We start from the raw sequence: 18,406 nt of genomic DNA, 5'->3' as shown, positions 1-18,406 counted from the left end.
CCCGCATGACTGCGATCTCCACGAGCCGGGGCCGCCGGGCCATCCGCACCACTGTTGCCGTCGGCGCTGTTTCGCTGGGATTCGTCGTGCTCGCCGCGTGCCAGAAGCCGACGCCGAGCGCCCATTTCACGCTGAACACGCACACCGACTCGTTCGAGGCGGACCACGACTGCTACCACGGCGACGGTATCGACGCCGACCGCGCGGACGACTGTGTGACGCCGGACGACAGCCCGGAGTTCGCCACCAGGTCGGGCGACACGTTCCGCATCGGCGTGGACCCGGAGGTCGCGGACGACGGCTGGGTGCTGCTGCTCAACGGGATGCCGCACCAGCAGCAGGACCCGTACACCAGCACCTACCAGACGTTCGACACGGACGAGCTGTTCGCCGAGGCGCGGCAGTGGGAGCAGTACGGGGTGGCGATGCCCGAGGACGGCTCGCTCGACCTGACCGTGGGCCAGTTGCAGGACGATTCGGACGGCGACCTCGGGCAGGCCGCCACCGCCGAGGAGCTCCAGGCCAACGCGCTGGGTCTCCTCCAGGGCACGTGGAGCGTCCGGCTCGCGCCCGAGGACCACGAGGACTGAGAAACCGAGAGAGGGGCCCGGCATGCGTGTCCTTGTCGTGACGGCGGTCGACGCCGAACGTGACGCGGTGCTGGCCGCCGCCGGTGCGGACGCGGCGGTACGGCGCCAGGCGTCGCCGGGCGCCGGCGGCCTGGACATCCGTGACGTGGCCGTGCCGACCGGGCCCGTCACCCTCGACGTGCTCGCCTCCGGCGCCGGTCCCGCCGCTGCTGCCGCCGCCACCGCGACGGCCCTCGCCCTCGCGCCCGGCGACTACGGGCTGGTGGTGTCCGCCGGGATCGCGGGCGGCTTCGCGGACGTGGTGCCGGTGGGCGGCAGCGTCGTCGCCTCCCGCGTCGTGGCCGCCGACCTCGGCTCGGAGACGGACGAGGGCTTCGCCGACGCGGCGGCGCTCGGCTACGGCACCGTCGTCCACCACCCCCCGGCCGCCCTCGCGCGGGTCGTCGCGGAGACGGCGGGCGCGGTGCTCGCGCCGGTGCTGACCGTCTCCACCGTCACGGGTACGGCAGCCCGCGCCGCCGAGCTGGCCGCCCGGCATCCGGGCGCGGCCGCCGAGGCGATGGAGGGCTTCGGGGTCGCGTCGGCCGCCGTGCTGCACGGGCTGCCGTTCCTGGAGATCCGCGCGGTGTCGAACGCGGTGGGGCCGCGCGACCGCGCCGCCTGGCGCGTCGCCGAGGCGCTCGCCGCCCTGACCAGGACCTTCACCGCCGTCGCCCCCGTCCTGCGGGACGGCGTGGACGACCACCCTCTGCACGAGGAGCAGCCGTGACCGTGAACGCCTCGCCCCTGCGCATCAGTTACTCGCCCTGCCCCAACGACACGTTCGTCTTCCACGCCTGGGCGCACGGCCTGGTGCCGGGGGCGCCGCCCGTGGACGTCTCGTTCGCGGACATCGACATCACGAACGGGCTGGCCGAGCGCGGCGAGGGCGACATCCTGAAGGTGTCGTACGCGGTGCTGCCGTACGTGCTCGACGAGTACGCGCTGCTGCCGTGCGGCGGCGCGCTCGGCCGGGGCTGCGGCCCGCTGGTGCTGACGCGCGGCGCGGCGTCGCCGGAGGACCTGACGGGCCGGACGGTCGCGGTGCCGAGCGTGAAGTCGACGGCCTACCTGCTGTTCCGGCTGTGGGCGGCGGCGCGGGTGCCGGGCGGGGTGGGCGAGGTGCGGGTGATGCCGTTCCACGAGATCATGCCCGCCGTGCGCGACGGCCGGGTGGACGCCGGTCTGGTGATCCACGAGGCGCGTTTCACGTTCCAGGACTACGGGCTCCACCGCGTGGCGGACATGGGCGAGTTCTGGGAGGACACGACGGGGCACGCCATCCCGCTCGGCGCGATCATCGCGAAGCGGTCGCTGGGCGAGGAGCGGCTGCGTGCCGTGACGGACGCGATCCGCGCCTCGGTGCGGCAGGCGTGGGCCGACCCGGCGGCGAGCGCGGACTACGTGCTGGCGCACGCGCAGGAGATGGACCCGGACGTGGCGAAGCAGCACATCGCGCTGTATGTCAACGAGTTCACCGCCGACCTGGGCGACACGGGCCAGGCGGCGGTACGGGAACTGCTGGCGCGGGCGGCGGCCGAGGACCTCGTGCCGCCCACGCTGCCGGGCGCGTTCTAGTGCTGTGGCCGGGAAGGTTTGCCGGGTCACGGCGTTCGGTGCGGTGCATCGCAAGGCACCGGATCGCAGCTCGTACTCGGCCGTACTCGCGCGATTCGGTAACGCAGCGAGGGGCCGTGCCGGGCGTCGTGAGTCGGTGAACCTTTCCGGTCACAGCACTAGACGTCGAGCTGGTCGGCGACCGCGCGGAGCATGCCGGCGACCTTCCGGCCGCTGGCCTTGTCGGGGTACCGGCCGCGTTCGAGCTGCTGCGAGATGCCTTCGAGGAACGTCGTCAGGTCCTGCACGATGCCCGCCAGCTCGTCCGGCTTGCGGCGCTGCGCGGCGGCGACGGACGGCACGGGGTCCAGCAGGACGACGGACAGCGCCTGGTCGCCGCGCTGACCGGCGACGACGCCGAACTCCACGCGCTGACCGGGCTTCAGGGTGTCGAGGCCGCTGGGCAGGGCGGACGAGTGGACGAAGACGTCGCCGCCGTCGTCGCGGGAGAGGAAGCCGAAGCCCTTCTCGCTGTTGAACCACTTCACCTTGCCGGTAGGCACGTGTCCCCGTCCTCGCGCTCGTCACAACAGTTCGGCGGGCCGCCGGACCCGCCTCGCAGCCAAGGCTAACCGGCCCTGGCCCGGTGACAAGATGCCGCCGGGCCGTTTCGGAGGATGACTGCCCCCAACCGCCCGCCGGTATGCCCGCCGCCCCTCTCCCGCGCCCGGGACGGCGGGCCGACCGGTCAGCCGCCGTGCGGGTCGGCGACGTCCCACGAGCACGGGCCGCCGTGCCCGGCGAAGAAGCAGCACACCTCCTGCCGGACGCCCGGGGGGCCGTTGCGGCTCGGGCAGTCGGGCAGCACGGTCAGGCCGAGCGGCTGCCCGGACTGCCAGGCCGCCCAGATCGCGCCGGAGTCGGGGCCGTCCAGGTCCGCCACGTACACATGGTGCGCACCGCCTTCATGCGCGGCCAGCTCGCACCGCACCACACCGGGCGGAAGCTCCTCGGCGTGCTCCCCGAGCAACGCGGCCAGCCTCCCCGGCACATACACCCACCCGCGACACATCCGTACACGCGTCGTCGTCATATCGCCGCCCACTCGGCTTTCCTCCCTCTCTTCTCGATGAACCGCTCCCGCCGCGCCATCTGCCGCGCGAGCAGCACGTACCAGCAGCCGTCGCCGTCCTGCACGGCCAGGCGGAACTGCACCCCGGCCGCGAGGTACCACGCGGCCTGCTCCTGCCGCCCGAGGTCCGCCGCCCACCGCCGCAACATGGTCGGCGCATCCCGGCCAGGCACCGAGGAGACAACGGCCATCGCCCCGGGGTACCGGCCGCGCGCGGGATCGGGATCGAGTCCGTCCGCCACCCGCAGCGCCTGACCGCGCAGCCACCACAGGACGAGCCGCCGCGAAACAGCGGCGTGCGCGCCGAGTTGCACGCTCCTGGCGGCATCGCCGCCCCAGACTTCAGCCTCATAACGCGGTTCGATCATCGCCGCCTCAACATGGCCAGGTGGGCGACGATCTCCGCATTCAAACGTTCGAATTCAGCATGCAGGACAGCGCCCCGCCGCTTACATTCCGCGATATCCCCCAGCTCGGGCGACTCACCCGACTGGCCGTCCCCGACCACCGGTTCATCACATTTCCGCTGGTCCCCCACATTCTCCGACCCCGGCCGCCCCCCGGCGGCTTGGGGCAGCTCGCTCACCGCGCCATTCCCCTGCGTGACATGGCACCTCTCCTCACTCCAGCGGCCAACCACCGACCGCAAGTTGTCCGGTACCCAGAGCAACGCAGATGTGCTTCTCTTGGCGACACTTCAGCCGAAACCGTAAAGGCGCTCAGCAGCAAGAGCGTCAGCGTCACGCGCAAAGCAGGAGGTCAACAGCATGAGCGAGGCACCTGACTCCGAAGACTTCAGAACTCCCCTCCAGCGCTTCGGGGCCGATGTCCGCACCGTGCGCCTCGGGCGGAATCTCACGCAGAAGCACCTCGGCAAGGCGGCGGGCTACACGGAGTCCTACGTCAGCCAGGTCGAGTCCGGAAAGCTCAGCCCCAGCGCCGCGTTCGCGGCCGGATGCGACAAGGCGTTCGGCACCAACGGCCTGTTCGCCCTCATGCGCCAGCGGATGGAGGAGGGCGATCACCCACAGCAGTTCATGCCGTACGTCCAGTTGGAGCGGACGGCATCGGGCATTCTCGGCTTCGCAACGACGACAGTCATCGGGCTTCTCCAGACACCGGAATACGCCCATGCCATCTTTCGCGCCGGTCATCCGTCCGTGCCGGAGGAGGTAATCCATGAAAAGGTCACGGCTCGCATAAAGCGCAGGGAGATCCTGGACCAGGATCGGCCACCAGCGCTCTGGGCCGTGTTGCATGAGGCTTGCATGCGCGCGCACGTGGGTGGATCTGCGGTCATGGCAGAACAGTTGGCGTACATCCTGCGCGCCGCCGAGCGCCCCGGCATCGACGTGCAAGTGGTTCCCAACTCCGCAGGCGAGGCGGGCGTGCACTCCGCACCGTTTACTCTGCTGACCTTTGACGGCGAGCCATCTATCCTCTACACGGAAGATCCGCAAGGCGGCCGAGTTTGCCGGGTGGCACCAGTCGTGGAAGCGTGGATGCGGCAGTACGAACGACTGATGGCCCACGCGCGTCCCCCCGGTGAGTCGCTGGCGATCATCGACACAATTCGCAAGGAGTACTTGTCATGAACCCGGTTCGAGGTCAGTCAGCACTCGCGTGGGTCAGGTCCTCCTACAGCACATCAGCGGGGGGAGAGTGCATCGAGTGCTCCCCGTCCGTGATCCACCACGGTCTCATCCCAGTACGCGACTCAAAAAACCTCCACGGCCCCACGCTGACCGTGCCTACCGGCGCGTGGCGTTCCTTCGTCGGCGCCGTCCGGACCGGCGAACTGGCCGACTGACGACTCACGGCCGGTGGTCCACACGTCCCACAGTGGAACCACCGGCCATCGGCAGCGAAACGCCAGGAGCCCCCATGAACGAGACCCCATCCCACGCAATCCGCAACTGGACAAGCTCCTCGTACAGTTCCTCATCCGGCGGAACGTGCATCGAGTGGTCGCCCTCCGCCGCCGCCCTGGGCACCGTCCCCGTCCGTGACTCCAAGACCCCCCACGGCCCCACCCTCACCGTGACGGACCACGCATGGCGTTCCTTCGTCGGCGCCGTCCGGACCGGCGAACTGGCCGACTGACGCCCCACGGCCGGTGGTCCACACGTCCCACCGTGGGACCACCGACCGTCCTTTCAGCGAAGCGCCTGAGGGTCCGTCCTGAGCCGCGCCCGCCCCTCCCGCCGGTGGATCGCCGACTCAGCTAGCGGTCATCGACCGCCACTTGTCTCCGCCGGACCGCGCTGACGCCGGTTTCCAGTAACGGAAACGAAAGCTCCTTGCACCTCTGGGTGACGGCCGCGAAGATCGGACACGACACAACGGGTGGGAGGGGCTGACCATGAAGCTGACACGGCTGGTGGGCGAGTGCGAAAGTGGCGAGTGCCCGGCCATCTACGCCACGGACCGTGGCACCCTGGCCATCCAGGGCACTGAGTTGGCCGAGCACGGGCTGACGGTTCCGGCCCACGAGACTCTGGTCGAGGTCCCTGCCGACCTCATCCGAAAGGCAGTGCGTGACAACCTCATCCAAGACACTGGGAGATTGGCTCCACGACTTCGAGCGGGAGGCGTTCCGGCTGGAGACGCTGGACGACTATGGCAAGTCGGGCGGGGTGGCGGCGTACCAGGCTTTCCTCGCCGGCGAACCGCAGCCCGAGAATTACCGGACCGACAGCTGGGTGACGACGGTCGGGGACGCCGTACGGGCGGGCAAGCGCATGTACCGCGTCCACATCCTCGCCCGCCCCCTCACCGACTACCTGCGGTACGAACTCTCCTGGGGCTACCGGCGCAACATGACGGCGGGTGAGGAATTCTTCATCCTCGACACGACGGAAGAGGAACTGAACGAGCCGGCTCACTACCTGTACACGACCGTCACCGATCCCGCCTACCGCGATGTGAAGCCGGGAACCGTGATGGCGCTCTGGGCTGTGAACCGGGCAGCGGGGCAGGGGCGCACCTGGGTTCGCCGTGGCTGCCACTTCCCCGGGCTGGTGAGGTACTACCGAACCCAAGGGTTCGAGTTGGTCCACGAAGTGCAGCGCACGCGCACCAAGGTCTATCTCATGGGCCGCCGTGCCGAGCACGTCACGGATTTGGAAGGACGGTTCGGAGCGCTGTCGGGGCCTCGGTCTGACACAAGCGCCTGATCTCTCAGCGTTCCCGAAGGGGATGCCCGCTGTCGCATCCCCGCCAGCCGGCCCAACGCGGTACACGACGGTGCCCCGGTGACAGCGCCCTGCTTGGGCGTGGCTGCGAACTGACCTCCCACACCGCCCCGTCCGTCCGTCGTTCCCCTGCGGTGGACGGGCGGCGGGGCTTCCTGCTCTTCGCTCTCACCTTCGTTGCCAGCCGGCCGCGCTTCCGCCGACAAGCGGAAACCACCCTCGAACTCCGCGCCGTCCGCGAACGCCGACGTGCCGCAGTCCTCACGACGGTGGGAGCGGATTACCCGTCTCCGACTGGGCACTGAGCTGGATCCTCTGACAACGCTTCGTCCAGCGGCGGCTGCATCGAGTGGTCCCCCTCGGCCGCCGCCCTGGGCACCGTCCCCGTCCGTGACTCCAAGACCCCCGAGGGCCCCACCCTCACCGTGACGGACCACGCATGGCGTTCCTTCGTCGGCGCCGTCCGGACCGGCGAACTGGCCGACTGACGCCCCACGGCCGGTGGTCCACACGTCCCGCCGTGCGACCACCGGCCGTCGCCAACACGACGGCATCCCTCTCGGCAGCACCCGGCCGCGTCCTGGAACAGCTCACGGAAGCAGGGCCCCGTCGAGGTACTCCTGCACCGGTTCGAACAGCCCGTAGGGCACGTACTCCGGGATGTCGCCGTGGGCGACCCAGGCGAGTTCTGCCAGCTCGTCGGTATCGGCGACGTGAGCTGTGCCGCCCAGAATCCGGCAGGCTGTGTAGGACATGAGGCGGCCCGTCTTGGGATGGACGCGCTCGCCGAGCAGCTTGACCGCCTCCACGGTCAGCCCCGTCTCCTCCTGGGTCTCCCGCACGGCGGCGACCTCGCGCTCCTCGCCCGGCTCGATCTTGCCGGCCGGGAACTGCCAGGAAAGCTCCCCTTCGCTGACCCGGCGCCGCACCATCAGCACACGCCCTTCATGAACGACGATCGCGGCAGCAACCCCCGGCCGCTCTTCCGCGTTCTGCTGCGTCATGTCTGCTCCTCCAGAACAGCCAGGATGGGTGGGAAGATCGTATCGACGGGGATGAAGCGGGGCACCTCGTTCGCGGGGACCCACATCACATCGACGTTCTCGGCCGGGTCCCTGTTGTCCGCTTCGCCGGCCAGGTACTCACAGAAGAAGTACTCGGCTGCTCGTGCGCCGTGTCAAAAAGTTGCTGCATCCCCCGGCGGGGAGTGACGGCGGCGGATACGGCCGCCTTATGCGAACCGTTCCCTGACCGTGACTGTCGTTTGTCGGCACGACATATGCGAGCCAGGTCTCCTGTGCCACTCGCCTGGGTAGTTCTTGTGCTGCGAGGAAGGAGTTCCGCGATGGATCAACCCCTGGATTCCCTGTTCACGGCCCCGGCTGTCGAGGAGGTTCCGACGTACGACCAGCTCTACAGCAAGAAGGACGGCGACTCGGACACACAGACGGAGGAAGACGACATCTGAACCGTTTCCCATGGGTGGACACCGTTCCGGTGTCCACCCATGGGCGACTCCGGGAAGGAGAACACTTGCTCAAAGCGTCTCTCACCAGGGGTAAGACGACGGGGACTTGGGAAGGGGATGGTCTGCGGTGGTGGCGTGAGGGCTCGTGGATCGAGGGGTTCCCCCATCTGGCAGTAGAACAGATCTGGGTCCGGGGAAACGACGGTGCCCATCTGGTGGTTCGTGAGCGGCAACACAGCGGCGAACCGCGCGTACGAACCGTGGAGGGGGAGACGGGAATCAGAGTGCTGGAGGAGACCGGCGCCTGGCCGCTTCCCGCAGTCATAGTGCGGTTACCGGATGACGGTCCGGTCTCATTGACGTCCGGAGCACACGGTGTAGCTCCGCTGTACCTCGGCGTCGGCGAGGAAAGCCTGCACGTGTCTTGGGATCTCACTGACCTGCTGTCGGTGCAGGGGCCGCCCGTGCTTGATCCGGTCATGGCTACTTCGTACCTGACGTACCGGCCCCACTACTCCAGCCGCAGCCTGTTGTGCGGCGTGCGGCGGCTCACGGAACGTGCGGTGGCCACGTGGTCGCCAGGAGGCAGCTTGGGCATCCGCTACCCCTCGCCGGCCCGGCATGTCCTTCCGCGCACGCTCCGTCCGGGTGCGGACCCGGTGGCCTACTTCGACGGCCAGGTGAAAGACATCATTTCCAGGCGCGCGTTCGACGCGTCTCGTGGCGCGGTGGAGTGCTCGGGAGGGTTCGACAGTTCCACCGTCGCCCAGGCACTGTCCACCGCCACGACAACTCCTGTGCAAATCGGGGCGTTACTCCTGAGCGGTCCTCCCGGTGAGCAACAGCGTCGCCGCCGGGCTGAGATGGCGGCAGCGGCGGGCTGGGGCACGGACATACTGGTGCCACTGAGCGAGCACCTGCCGTTCGCTCCGGGCGGTGCCCGTGCCGACGGCGCGGTCGTCGGTGTCGAAGGCGCCTACACCGAGGCCCTGGAGGTGCTGTACACAGCCTGGCGCGAGGCGGGCGTCCGGTGGGTCTGGACCGGAGTGGGCGGTGACGAACTGCTCGCACTGCGTCCTGAGGAGCGCGAGCTGACCGGGGAGGCGTGGCGCACGCCCGATCCTGGTGCGGAACTGGGCCGTACGGCTCTGGAGAGCCTGCCGCTGATCGGTCGCGGTCTGGCGCCTGCCTCAGTGCTGTCGGTGTCAGCCCTGAGCGGGTTGGCGGCGCATTCCCCCGTCGCGATGCGCCACGGACTGTGGCCGGTCAGCCCGCTGGCAGACCCTGGCCTGTTGCGGTTCGGCGAGTCCCTGCCGTTGGAGTGGCGGCTGAGGAAGCGGCTGCTGCGCGTGAGGATGGAACGCCTCGGACTGTCGGCGGAGGTCACCGAACCGCCACTGCGGGAGAACTTCGCGGCAGATCTTGAGCAGGCGATGGCCGTACACGGGCTGCCGCTTCTGGAGAACCTGATGGACGGCTCACGGCTCGGACGGGCCGGTCTGCTGGACGAGGTGGCCGTACGGCGCTCCATCCGCCAGGCACGGGGTGACGCCGGCCGTGCACGGCGCCTGTACCGGCCCTTGATGCTGGAGGTCGCGGCCCGGTCCTGGTCGCTGACCTGACGCGCTCCGGGGAGCGCGACGTGGTCCGTCCGGAGGCGCCGCACCCCACGCGGTTCACAGTTCGCCCGCGTGCCACTGCTCCTCCTCCGAGCGGAGCGCGTCGGGATCAGGCGCCGCCTGCACGCTCCGCAGCCAGTTGTCGAGGAGTTCCGCGAACGCGGGCAGATTCGCCCAGTCCGGGCCGTCCTCCACGGCGATCAGTGCCAGGAGAAGCCGCGCTTCGGGCGAGGCGCTGGTACAGCCGCACAGCGCGACTTCCCTGACACCGCTGACACGCCGACCGGACCGGTTCGTCCACGCGTGGGCGAACCGGGCGGTGAGCAACACTCGCTCTCCGCACGCCGCGCAGTCGCGGGCAAGGCTCGTCCGCAACTCCACGTCCGGCAACCGGTCGGCGTGTTCCGTCACAAGACTCCAGCCCACGCGTCAGCGCCGAACGTGGCTTTCACGTCGGAGGCGATGCCCGTGGGGTCCACCCGTGCCTCCAGCGCGTACAGCGTTGTCTTCCGCACCCCGCGTACCCGGACGTGGACAGGGGAGTCGCCCGGGTGCGCCTGGAGGATGCGCTTCAACTCCCACACGGCCTGCTCGCTCAGCTTGTTCCACGGCAGTTCGAGTTGCACGGGCGGACGTCCGCCGTGCTCCGCCGAGGTCACATCGAGAACGGACAGCTCCCGGCCGAACACGTTCAAGGTGCCGTCGCGGTCCTCGATTCTTCCTTTCACGCTGATCACGTTGTCCTCGACCAAGGTGTGGGACACGAGCTGGTAGGAGGCGGGGAAGAACAAAACCTCGATCGTGCCGTCCCGGTCGGTGAGCTGGACGATGGCCCACGGATTGCCCTGCTTGGTCATCTTCCGCTGGATGCCGCTGATCAGCCCGGCGAGCTGCACCTCCCCGCTCGTCCGGCCAGAGGTGTGCAGTTCGGTGATGGAGCAGTCCCGCGCCGAGGAGAGAATGTGCTCGGCGCCGTCGAGCGGGTGCGCCGAGACGTACAGGCCGAGCATCTCCCGTTCGGTCGCGAGGAGTTGCCTGCGCGGCCACTCGCCTTCGTCCACCGGAAAGTCGAGTCCGAACGCGCGGCCCTGCTCCGCGCTGTCCCCACCCAGGCCCGCGAAGAGGTCGTCCTGGCCGAAGGCCGCCGCCTTCTTCACCGGGATCACCGCGTCAATGGCGTCCTCGTGGATGGCGGCCAGACCCTTGCGTGACTGCCCGAGCGAGTCGAACGCACCCGCCTTGATCAGCGAGTCCACTGCCCGCTTGTTCAGCGCGGGCAAGTCGGCCTTGTCGAGGAAGTCGGCGAAGTCGGCGAACTTGCCCCGCTCCCGCCGGGCTTTCACGATCGCGTCGATCACGTTGTCACCGACGTTGCGGACCGCGCGCATCCCGAACCGTACGTCGTCTCCGACGGCGGTGAACTGGGCGATGGACTCGTTGACATCGGGCTGGAGGACGTTGACCCCGTTGGCGCGGGCATCGGCGAGGTAGATGGCGGCCTTGTCCTTGTCGTCTCCAACTGAGGTGAGCAGGGCAGCCATGTACTCGGCCGGATAGTTCGCCTTCAGATAAGCGGTCCAGTACGCGACGAGGCCGTACCCGGCGGTGTGCGACTTGTTGAACGCATAGCCGGAGAACGGCAGCATGACGTCCCACAGGGCCTGGATCGATTCGTCGCTGTACCCGTTGTCCCGCATGCCGCCGTGGAACTTCTCCCATTCGGCGGCCAGCACTTCCGGCTTCTTTTTGCCCATGGCCCGGCGCAGCATGTCCGCGCCGCCCAGGGTGTAGCCAGCGAGCTGCCTCGCGATGGCCATGATCTGCTCCTGATAGATCAGGAGATGGTGTGTGGAGCCGAGAATCGGGTCGAGCGCTTCCTTCAGCTCCGGGTGGATAGGGGTGTGTTCCTGCTTGCCGTTCTGGCGCAGCGCGTAGTTCGTGTGCGCGTTCGCAGCCATAGGGCCCGGCCTGTACAGGGCGATGGCGGCGGCGATGTCCTCGAACCGGGTCGGCTCCATGAGCTTGAGCAGCGCCCGCATACCGCCGCCGTCGAGCTGGAAGACGCCGAACGTGTTGCCGTCCGCCAGCAGCCGGTACGTCCTGGCATCATCCAACGGGATGATGACGGTCGAGTCGTCGCCGTTCATCGGGTCCACGGTCGCCAGGTTCACGCCCCGGTTCTCACGGATGTTGGTGATGGCGTGATCGATGACGCCGAGGTTCCGCAACCCCAGAAAGTCCATCTTGACGAGACCCATGTTCTCGCAGGACGGATAGTCGAAGCCGGTGATTTTCACCCCATCCGCCGCGCGCATGTGCAACGGGATGCGATCGGTCAGCCGTGTCTTCGACAGGATCACCGCAGCGGCATGCACACCGGTACCACGGGTCAGACCCTCCACTCCGCGCGCGGTGTCCATCACCCGCTTCACGTCCGGCTCGTTCTCGTACAGGGTGCGGATCTCGCCGGCCTCTCCGTAGCGCGGATGGTCCTTGTCCCAGATCCCACTCAACGGAATGGACTTACCCTGCACGTCCGGCGGCAGCGCCTTGGTGATGCGCTCACCGTGAGAGAAAGGAAAACCAAGGATGCGGGACGAGTCCTTGATCGCGTTTTTGGCCTTGATCTTGCCGAACGTGTTCACCATCGCGGTGTACGCGTCGCCGTACTTGTCGGTGACGTACCGCACCATCTGGTCGCGCTGACGGTCGTCGAAGTCGAGATCGACATCCGGCGGGTTGATGCGCTCAGGGTTGAGGAAGCGTTCGAAGAGCAGGCCGTGTTCCAGCGGGCACAGCTCGGTGATCCGGGTGGCGTAGGCCACGATCGAGCCGGTCGCCGAGCCACGCCCCGGGCCGACCGGGATGCCGTTCTCCCGGGCGTGACGACAGATGTCGGCCACCACGAGAAAGTAAGAAGAAAAGCCCATCGGGCCGATGACCGACATCTCGGTCTCGAACCGCTCCATGACCTCCTGCGGGATCGGGTCGCCATAGCGCATGGCCAAGCCCCGCAGCACTTCCTTGCGAAGCCAGGACTCCTGCGTCTCGCCCTCCGGGACGTCCGGGTACTGCGGCATCTCATCGACGTAGTCGAACACCTCGTCGTACGACTCGACACGCTCCGCGATCAGCAGTGTGTTGTCGCAGGCTTCCGGCAGCTCGCTGAACAGCTCGCGCATCTGGGCGGCGGTCTTCAAGTAGTAGCCGGACCCGTTGAACCGAAAACGGTTCGGGTCGTCCTTGTTCTTGCCGACCCCGATACACAGGAGGTTGTCATGGGCGTCGGCCTGGTCCTCGGTGATGTAGTGCGCGTCGTTCGTGGCCAGCAGTGGGATGCTCAGGTCCTTTGCCAGCCGCAGCAGCCCTTCCCTGACTTCCCGCTCGATACCGAGGCCGTGATCCATCAGCTCCAGAAAGTAGTTCTCCCGGCCGAAGATCTCCTGGTACTGGCCGGCGACCTGCCGAGCCTCGTCGTACTGGTTCAGCCGCAGCCGCGTCTGCACCGCCCCTGACGGACAGCCGGTCGTCGCGATGATCCCCTCGGCGTGCTCGCCGATCAGCTCCATGTCCATGCGGGGCTTGCCCGAGGGGAACTGTCCCGTGTATGACGCCTCGGTGGACAGGTGGAACAGATTCCGCAAGCCCTGCACGTTCCGGGCCCACATTGTCATGTGAGTGAACCGGCCACCACCGGAAACGTCCTTCGACCCCTCACCATCGTCACTCATCGCCCGCCGCCCACCGGGTCCCCAGAACTCCTGCTTTCGGTTCCGGCGTGAGGAAGGCGCGACGTACGCCTCGATGCCAATGATGGGCTTCACACCGTCGAAGCCCTTGGCGACCTGCTGGAACTCATAGGCCCCGAACATATTGCCGTGGTCACTCATCGCCACGGCGGGCATGCCCTGTCTGGCCACCTCGGCGAACATCGGCTTCAGCTTCTGAGCGCCGTCCAGCATCGAGTACTCAGTGTGATTGTGCAGGTGAACGAACGAATCCGGCACGAGCCCGGCACCTCCGAGGGGATACGAGATGCCCACCTTAGTCCGGGCCCGAGGGAGTCGCACGGTCAGTCGGCCGGGGAGCGTGGCCCGTACGCTGACTCCTGGTTGCCGCCGCGGCGGCCGGTGTCTGCTTCTCGCCGCCCGGCGGCGTGCGACCCTGGTGCGTATGAGTACGCGCGAATCCTCCCGGCGTCCCGGGGACGGGCTGGTGCGGGTGGGTGGTGTCGTCTTTCTCGTCGGTGCCGTCGCCACCCTGGTCACCCTCGTCCCGCTGTTCGTCGGCGCCGACCCGCTGCCGTCGATCGCCTACGCCGTGTCGATGCTGATGGGCGTCGGCTTCCTGATCGCCGCCGCCGGTCTGTTCCTGTCGATCTCCCGCCAGCGGGCGGTGGCGAAGGCGGCGCAGCGCCAGAGCCAGGGAACGGCCTAGCGGTCCTTCCTCCGCTGAGCGATGTGCACAGCGGTCAGGACGGCCGAGCAGAGGGTGAGCAGGGCGCCTGAAGGATTCAGCCACCTCGGGATGATGACCTGGACCACGTCCCCGTCGTCGGTCACGCAGTCGAAGCGCAGCGGCAGATACGTCGGCTTGTAGGCGCTGGGGTTGTGCCCGACCGCCTCGTGGCACGCCATGGAGCCGGCGTAGTGGGGTCCGCGACGGCTCCTGCCCGCCGGCGCTGGAACGCGGGGTCATGCGCGTGATAGGGCTTTGTCATGCGTGCGCGAGGCATCAACTACGACACCGGAACCTTCCCCGGCCCGCTGTTCACCCGCGAGGTCTTCGACTCCGAGCAGGTCAGGGACGAGATGGCGGTGATCGCCGGTGACCTGTGCTGCGACGCGGTGCGTGTCTCCGGCCGTGACGCCGACCGGCTGGAGACCGCCGCCCGGCACGCGGCCGACGCCGGGCTCGAAGTGTGGTTCTCCCCGTTCCCCGTCGATCTCGCCCCGGAACGCATGCTGCCGTTCCTCGCCGACTGCGCCCAGCGCGCGGAGGCCCTGCGCGCGGGCGGCGCCGAGGTGGTGTTCGTGACCGGCTGCGAACTCAGCGCCTTCGCCCACGGTTTCCTGCCCGGCGACACCCACCGCGACCGCCTCCACGCCATGGCCACCGCCGACCTGGCGTGGTGGACCTCCCTCGGGCCGGTCCCCGAACGCCTCAACGCCTTCCTCGCCGAGGCCGCGACGACCGTGCGCGAGCACTTCGGCGGGAAGGTCACCTACGCCTCCGGCCCCTGGGAGCCCGTGGACTGGAGCCCGTTCGACATCGTGGGCGTCGACGCGTACCGGTCGGCGCAGAACGCGGACGACTTCCGGGGCCACCTGCGCGAGGCCCTGGCCCACGGCAAGCCGGTCGCCGTCACCGAGTACGGCACATGCGCCTACCGGGGCGCGGGAGACCTCGGCGGCATGGCCTGGCAGCCGCCGCCGGGGGCCGTCCCGGACGAGGACGAGCAGGTGCGCTACCTGGACACACTGCTCGACATCTTCGAGGACGAAGGAGTCGACACCGCCCTGTGGTTCTCCTTCGCCAACTACGACAAGCCCGGTGACCGCGACCTCGCCTCCTACGGCGTCGTGCGCATGCTCGACGGGACCCGCTGGGAGCCGAAGAAGGTCTTCCACGCCATGGGCGCCAGGCATCGGCGGGGTTGAGGCGTCAGGCCGCACCGGGCGGGCGGTGGGTGGTGACGAGGTGGCGGTAGGTGGTGATTTCGGTGGCGGTGCGTTCGGGGGGCCAGTCGAGTTCGCGTGCCAGCTCGGCCGCCACCGCGTCCACGGTGTCCAGGCCGCCCGTCGCGTCCCAGAAGAACACCGACGTGCGGCGTACCAGGAGGTCTTCGAGGGTGCGGGCCATCTCGTGGCGTACGAGGTGGCGCAGTTCGGCGCGGGTGAGGTTCCGGGCGCCGATCACCTCCCGTGCCGCCTCGTCCTCCCGCCACAGCGTGAGGACCGCGCGGGCGTCGGAGCCGTAGCGCCGTAGCCACTGCTCGGTCAACGGGCCGGGTACGCCCGCCCGTTCGGCCTCCGCGCGTACGGTGCGGGCCGCGTCCCGGTCGCCGCCCGCCACGGGCACCTTGCCGGCCGCGAAGCGCCCGGGGCGTGTGCCCGACGCCTTCTGCGCCGCGTCCACGAACTGCCTGGCCATGAGCACGTTGCTGGTGAGCTTGCCGCCGCTGATGGTGAGCATGCCGGTGGGCCCGGCGGTGATCTCGTGCTCGCGCGACGTGTTGCTCTCGCTGACCCCGGCGGGCGGGGCGACCAGCGGGCGCAGCCCGGCCCAGGAGCCGACGACGTGGTCCGTGGTCAACCGGGCTTCGGGGATGGTGTGGTTGGCGACGTTGAGGAGGTAGCGGATGTCCTGCTCGTCGGGCCGCACGTCGTCCGGGTCGCCGTCGTAGTCGGTGTCCGTCGTGCCGATGTACACCACGTCGTCCTCCAGCGAAGGCGTCGGCCACACCACGCGGTTGTCGTCGGGCGAGCGCAGGAAGACGGCCGTGTTCAGCGGGAAGTCGGACTTGCGCAGGACGATGTGGACGCCCTTGGTGGGGCGCAACCGGTGGGTGGGCGTGGTGTGTTCGAGGGCGCGGGTGCGGTCGGTCCACGGCCCGGTGGCGTTGAGGACCTGCCGCGCGTGGATGTCGAACGACTCGCCGGTGAGCGTGTCGGTGACGGTGACACCGCGCGCGGTGCCGTTCTCCAGGACAAGCGCTGTGACGGCCGCGTGGTTGACGAGCAGCGCGCCCGCTTCGGCCGCGCCCTTGGCGGTGGCGAGGGTCAGGCGCGCGTCGTCGGTCAGCGCGTCGTGGAAGAGCCCGGCGCCCTTGAGTCCGGCGCGGGCCAGGTGCGGTTCGCGGCGCAGCACCTGCTCGGCGTCCAGCATGCGGTGGCGGCGGCTGCGCCACTGGCCGGAGACGGCGTCGTAGAAGGTCAGGCCGAGGTTCAGCAGCGCCTTGCCCTCGGGGTAGCCGTCGTAGAGGAGGTAGAGGAACGGGCGCAGCTCGGTCAGGTGCGGGGCGATGCGCAGGGCGCGTTCCCGTTCCCGCACCGACTCGGCGACGAGCCGGAACTGGTACGTCTGGAGGTAGCGCAGCCCGCCGTGCACCAGCTTCGACGAGCGGCTGGACGTCCCGGCGGCGAAGTCGTCCTTCTCCACCAGCGCGACGGACAGGCCGCGCAGGGCCGCCTCGCGCGCGGTGGCGACACCGGTGACGCCGCCGCCGACGACGACGAGGTCGAAGAGCGTGCCGGTCAGTTCCTCCCGGGTCGCGCGCCTCACTTGTCGGCCCACCCTCGCGCGCGGTCCACGGCCCGCCGCCAGTCGGCGTACAGGGCCTCCCGTTCGGCGTCGTCCGCCTGCGGGACGAAGGAGCGGTCCACGCCCTGCGTCGCGAGCGCGGCCTCGACGGACGGCCACACGCCGGTCGCCAGGCCCGCCAGCAGGGCGGCGCCCAGGCTGGTCGCCTCGGTGTTGCTCGGCCGCATCACCTCGACGCCGAGCTGGTCGGCCTGGATCTGCATCAGCAGGTCGTTGCGCGAGGCGCCGCCGTCCACCGCGATGCGGTCGATGGAGCTGCCGGAGACCTGGGCCATCGCCGTGATGAAGTCCTTCACGGAGAAGACGATGCCCTCCAGCGTCGCGCGCGCGAGGTGGCCGCGCCGCGTGCCGGGGCTGATGCCGATGATCAGGCCGCGCGCGTACGCGTCCCAGTACGGGGCGGACAGGCCGGTGAGCGAGGGCACGAAGTAGACGCCCCCGTTGTCCGGCACCGAGCGGGCCAGCGCCTCCGACTCGGCGGCCTCGGCGATGATGCCCGCGCCGTCGCGCAGCCACTGCACGGCCGCGCCCGTCGAACCGGCGTAGCCCTCCAGGGAGTAGACGGTCTCGCCGTTCATGCGCCAGGCGATCTGCGAGGTGAGGCCGCTGCTGGTGTCGATGACGGGGGTGGTGCCGATGTTCATGTCGAGGAACGTGCCGGTGCCGTGCGTGCACTTCACCATGCCGGGGCGTACGCAGCCCTGGGCGAAGAGCGCGGCGTGCTGGTCGGCGATGGCGGAGGCGATCGGGACGCGGGCGCCGAAGACGGCCGGGTCGGTGTGGCCGAAGATCCCGGAGTCGTCCCGCACGTCGGGGAAGAGGGACAGGGGCAGGCCGAGGAAGTCCAGCCACTCGCCGTACCAGTCGCCGGCGAGGAGGTCGTACGCGCCGGTGACGGACGCGTTCGAGGCGCTGATGACGTGGGCCGCGCCGCCGGTGAGGCGGTGGATCAGCCAGGAGTCGACGGTGCCGAACGCGAGGTGGCCCGCGTCGGCCAGCTCGCGGGCGCCCGGCACGTTCGCCAGGAGCCATTCGAGGCTGAGGGAGGAGTAGACGGGCGCGAGGGACCAGCCGGTGCGGGAGTAGACCCGTTCGCCCCACTCGCCGGCCAGTGCGGCGGCGCGGTCGGCGGTGCGGGTGTCCTGCCAGACGATGGCGCGGGTGAGGGGGTCGCCGGTGCGGCGGTCCCACAAGACGGTGGTGGCGCGCTGGTTGGTGATGCCGACGGCGGTCACCTGCGCGGGCTCGGTACCGGCGCGGTCGAGTGCCGTGACGATCATGCGGCGCGTGGCGTCCCAGATCTCCTCGGCGTCGTGCTCCACCTCGCCCGGCCGGGGGTGGTACTGCGGGAACTCGGTGTACGACTGGCCCAGGACGGTGGAGGTCTCGTCCAGCACCAGGGCACGCGTGCCGGTGGTGCCTGCGTCGATGACCACGATGCGGGCGGCGGATTCGGTCATGGTGGTTCGCCTTCGAACGGGTGG

20 protein-coding genes and 3 pseudogenes are annotated in these 18,406 nt (G+C 69.4%); 13 read left to right on the top strand and 10 right to left on the bottom strand.

Annotation, left to right across the window (positions count from 1 at the left end):
* Nucleotides 1–5 precede the first annotated feature (5 nt).
* Genes ACL02R_RS10435 through ACL02R_RS10425 form a run of 3 tightly spaced genes read left to right on the top strand, consistent with a single transcriptional unit; the run spans nucleotide 6 to nucleotide 2,207 of the window.
* Complete coding sequence (locus ACL02R_RS10435) at nucleotides 6–590, top strand: hypothetical protein (protein WP_412796564.1); 585 nt, start codon at nucleotides 6–8, stop codon at nucleotides 588–590.
* 22 nt (nucleotides 591–612) lie between these two features.
* On the top strand, nucleotides 613–1,359 hold the full coding sequence (locus ACL02R_RS10430; protein ID WP_412796563.1) for a futalosine hydrolase: 747 nt from the start codon (nucleotides 613–615) through the stop codon (nucleotides 1,357–1,359).
* Nucleotides 1,356–2,207 carry a 1,4-dihydroxy-6-naphthoate synthase gene (locus ACL02R_RS10425; protein WP_412796562.1) on the top strand — a complete coding sequence of 284 codons (852 nt, stop codon included), beginning with the start codon at nucleotides 1,356–1,358 and terminating at the stop codon, nucleotides 2,205–2,207. The genes ACL02R_RS10430 and ACL02R_RS10425 overlap by 4 nt, the downstream gene beginning before the upstream one ends.
* Before the next feature lie 158 nt (nucleotides 2,208–2,365).
* On the opposite strand, the gene ACL02R_RS10420 is transcribed toward ACL02R_RS10425, so the two are convergent.
* The 3 genes from ACL02R_RS10420 to ACL02R_RS10410 all read right to left on the bottom strand — a co-directional run bounded on the left by ACL02R_RS10420 (nucleotide 2,366) and on the right by ACL02R_RS10410 (nucleotide 3,686).
* Nucleotides 2,366–2,749 (bottom strand): cold-shock protein, encoded by a 384-nt coding sequence (locus ACL02R_RS10420; protein WP_398846157.1) that lies wholly within the window; start codon nucleotides 2,747–2,749, stop codon nucleotides 2,366–2,368.
* A gap of 185 nt (nucleotides 2,750–2,934) precedes the next feature.
* Nucleotides 2,935–3,237 carry a hypothetical protein gene (locus ACL02R_RS10415; protein ID WP_412796561.1) on the bottom strand — a complete coding sequence of 101 codons (303 nt, stop codon included), beginning with the start codon at nucleotides 3,235–3,237 and terminating at the stop codon, nucleotides 2,935–2,937.
* 38 nt (nucleotides 3,238–3,275) lie between these two features.
* Nucleotides 3,276–3,686, bottom strand: coding sequence for a hypothetical protein (locus tag ACL02R_RS10410; protein WP_412796560.1), 411 nt, complete (start codon nucleotides 3,684–3,686; stop codon nucleotides 3,276–3,278).
* Nucleotides 3,687–4,085: 399 nt separating this feature from the next.
* On the opposite strand from ACL02R_RS10410, the gene ACL02R_RS10405 reads away from it, so the two are divergent.
* The 6 genes and pseudogenes from ACL02R_RS10405 to ACL02R_RS10380 form a co-directional block, all read left to right on the top strand.
* Nucleotides 4,086–4,913: a helix-turn-helix domain-containing protein gene (locus tag ACL02R_RS10405; protein WP_412796559.1), complete on the top strand. Its 828-nt coding sequence runs from the start codon at nucleotides 4,086–4,088 to the stop codon at nucleotides 4,911–4,913.
* Nucleotides 4,910–5,128, top strand: a complete 219-nt coding sequence (locus tag ACL02R_RS10400) for a DUF397 domain-containing protein (protein WP_412796558.1) — start codon at nucleotides 4,910–4,912, stop codon at nucleotides 5,126–5,128. The genes ACL02R_RS10405 and ACL02R_RS10400 overlap by 4 nt, the downstream gene beginning before the upstream one ends.
* 74 nt (nucleotides 5,129–5,202) lie before the next feature.
* Nucleotides 5,203–5,421, top strand: coding sequence for a DUF397 domain-containing protein (locus ACL02R_RS10395; protein WP_412796557.1), 219 nt, complete (start codon nucleotides 5,203–5,205; stop codon nucleotides 5,419–5,421).
* Between the two features lie 259 nt (nucleotides 5,422–5,680).
* Nucleotides 5,681–5,869, top strand: a pseudogene (locus ACL02R_RS10390) (hypothetical protein); the annotation flags it as partial.
* Entirely contained in the window at nucleotides 5,856–6,494 is a 639-nt protein-coding gene (locus ACL02R_RS10385; protein WP_412796556.1) for a DUF6879 family protein, read from the top strand. The pseudogene ACL02R_RS10390 and the gene ACL02R_RS10385, both read left to right, overlap by 14 nt.
* Nucleotides 6,495–6,850: 356 nt before the next feature.
* Nucleotides 6,851–7,000: pseudogene (locus ACL02R_RS10380) on the top strand (DUF397 domain-containing protein); the annotation flags it as partial.
* A gap of 102 nt (nucleotides 7,001–7,102) precedes the next feature.
* Here the strand turns inward: ACL02R_RS10380 and ACL02R_RS10375 are convergent.
* Together ACL02R_RS10375 and ACL02R_RS10370 are read right to left on the bottom strand one after the other, a co-directional pair.
* Entirely contained in the window at nucleotides 7,103–7,516 is a 414-nt protein-coding gene (locus tag ACL02R_RS10375; protein WP_412796555.1) for an NUDIX hydrolase, read from the bottom strand.
* A pseudogene (locus ACL02R_RS10370) lies at nucleotides 7,513–7,671 on the bottom strand (NUDIX hydrolase); the annotation flags it as partial. The pseudogene ACL02R_RS10370 and the gene ACL02R_RS10375, both read right to left, overlap by 4 nt.
* Nucleotides 7,672–7,857: 186 nt before the next feature.
* Here ACL02R_RS10370 and ACL02R_RS10365 point away from each other — a divergent pair.
* Both ACL02R_RS10365 and ACL02R_RS10360 read left to right on the top strand, forming a co-directional pair.
* On the top strand, nucleotides 7,858–7,980 hold the full coding sequence (locus tag ACL02R_RS10365) for a hypothetical protein (protein WP_412796554.1): 123 nt from the start codon (nucleotides 7,858–7,860) through the stop codon (nucleotides 7,978–7,980).
* Between the two features lie 284 nt (nucleotides 7,981–8,264).
* Nucleotides 8,265–9,602 carry an asparagine synthase-related protein gene (locus tag ACL02R_RS10360; RefSeq protein ID WP_412796553.1) on the top strand — a complete coding sequence of 446 codons (1,338 nt, stop codon included), beginning with the start codon at nucleotides 8,265–8,267 and terminating at the stop codon, nucleotides 9,600–9,602.
* A 54-nt stretch (nucleotides 9,603–9,656) separates the two neighbouring features.
* Here the strand turns inward: ACL02R_RS10360 and ACL02R_RS10355 are convergent, their stop codons facing one another.
* Both ACL02R_RS10355 and dnaE read right to left on the bottom strand, forming a co-directional pair.
* The gene (locus ACL02R_RS10355) at nucleotides 9,657–9,980 is read right to left on the bottom strand and encodes a DUF6300 family protein (RefSeq protein ID WP_412796620.1); all 324 of its coding nucleotides are present in this window, start codon (nucleotides 9,978–9,980) and stop codon (nucleotides 9,657–9,659) included.
* 26 nt (nucleotides 9,981–10,006) lie between these two features.
* Nucleotides 10,007–13,606 carry a DNA polymerase III subunit alpha gene (gene dnaE, locus ACL02R_RS10350; protein ID WP_412796552.1) on the bottom strand — a complete coding sequence of 1,200 codons (3,600 nt, stop codon included), beginning with the start codon at nucleotides 13,604–13,606 and terminating at the stop codon, nucleotides 10,007–10,009.
* Nucleotides 13,607–13,772: 166 nt separating this feature from the next.
* Here dnaE and ACL02R_RS10345 point away from each other — a divergent pair, with 166 nt between their 5' ends.
* On the top strand, nucleotides 13,773–14,036 hold the full coding sequence (locus ACL02R_RS10345; RefSeq protein ID WP_412796551.1) for a hypothetical protein: 264 nt from the start codon (nucleotides 13,773–13,775) through the stop codon (nucleotides 14,034–14,036).
* On the opposite strand, the gene ACL02R_RS10340 is transcribed toward ACL02R_RS10345, so the two are convergent.
* Nucleotides 14,033–14,236 (bottom strand): hypothetical protein, encoded by a 204-nt coding sequence (locus tag ACL02R_RS10340; RefSeq protein WP_412796550.1) that lies wholly within the window; start codon nucleotides 14,234–14,236, stop codon nucleotides 14,033–14,035. The genes ACL02R_RS10345 and ACL02R_RS10340 overlap by 4 nt on opposite strands.
* An 81-nt stretch (nucleotides 14,237–14,317) precedes the next feature.
* Between ACL02R_RS10340 and ACL02R_RS10335 the strand changes: the two genes are divergently transcribed.
* Nucleotides 14,318–15,259: a hypothetical protein gene (locus tag ACL02R_RS10335; RefSeq protein WP_412796549.1), complete on the top strand. Its 942-nt coding sequence runs from the start codon at nucleotides 14,318–14,320 to the stop codon at nucleotides 15,257–15,259.
* 4 nt (nucleotides 15,260–15,263) lie between these two features.
* On the opposite strand, the gene ACL02R_RS10330 is transcribed toward ACL02R_RS10335, so the two are convergent.
* A complete protein-coding gene (locus tag ACL02R_RS10330) occupies nucleotides 15,264–16,883 on the bottom strand; it encodes a glycerol-3-phosphate dehydrogenase/oxidase (RefSeq protein WP_412796548.1) in 1,620 nt (539 codons plus the stop codon).
* The gene (locus ACL02R_RS10325) at nucleotides 16,880–18,382 is read right to left on the bottom strand and encodes an FGGY family carbohydrate kinase (protein WP_412796547.1); all 1,503 of its coding nucleotides are present in this window, start codon (nucleotides 18,380–18,382) and stop codon (nucleotides 16,880–16,882) included. Before ACL02R_RS10325 ends, ACL02R_RS10330 begins: the two co-directional genes overlap by 4 nt.
* Nucleotides 18,383–18,406 lie beyond the last annotated feature (24 nt).

Source organism: Streptomyces sp. MS19 (assembly GCF_047200595.1).
GTDB lineage: Bacteria > Actinomycetota > Actinomycetes > Streptomycetales > Streptomycetaceae > Streptomyces.
This window is presented reverse-complemented; position numbering and strand designations above follow the sequence as displayed.

Coding starts and splice junctions, on each gene's coding strand:
- ACL02R_RS10435 (WP_412796564.1), top strand. CDS start 6: ATGACTGCGATCTCCACGAGCCGGGGCCGCCGGGCCATCCGCACCACT.
- ACL02R_RS10430 (WP_412796563.1), top strand. CDS start 613: ATGCGTGTCCTTGTCGTGACGGCGGTCGACGCCGAACGTGACGCGGTG.
- ACL02R_RS10365 (WP_412796554.1), top strand. CDS start 7,858: ATGGATCAACCCCTGGATTCCCTGTTCACGGCCCCGGCTGTCGAGGAG.
- ACL02R_RS10345 (WP_412796551.1), top strand. CDS start 13,773: ATGAGTACGCGCGAATCCTCCCGGCGTCCCGGGGACGGGCTGGTGCGG.
- ACL02R_RS10410 (WP_412796560.1), bottom strand. CDS start 3,686: ATGATCGAACCGCGTTATGAGGCTGAAGTCTGGGGCGGCGATGCCGCC.
- ACL02R_RS10340 (WP_412796550.1), bottom strand. CDS start 14,236: ATGGCGTGCCACGAGGCGGTCGGGCACAACCCCAGCGCCTACAAGCCG.
- ACL02R_RS10395 (WP_412796557.1), top strand. CDS start 5,203: ATGAACGAGACCCCATCCCACGCAATCCGCAACTGGACAAGCTCCTCG.
- ACL02R_RS10325 (WP_412796547.1), bottom strand. CDS start 18,382: ATGACCGAATCCGCCGCCCGCATCGTGGTCATCGACGCAGGCACCACC.
- ACL02R_RS10400 (WP_412796558.1), top strand. CDS start 4,910: ATGAACCCGGTTCGAGGTCAGTCAGCACTCGCGTGGGTCAGGTCCTCC.
- ACL02R_RS10405 (WP_412796559.1), top strand. CDS start 4,086: ATGAGCGAGGCACCTGACTCCGAAGACTTCAGAACTCCCCTCCAGCGC.
- ACL02R_RS10375 (WP_412796555.1), bottom strand. CDS start 7,516: ATGACGCAGCAGAACGCGGAAGAGCGGCCGGGGGTTGCTGCCGCGATC.
- ACL02R_RS10335 (WP_412796549.1), top strand. CDS start 14,318: ATGCGTGCGCGAGGCATCAACTACGACACCGGAACCTTCCCCGGCCCG.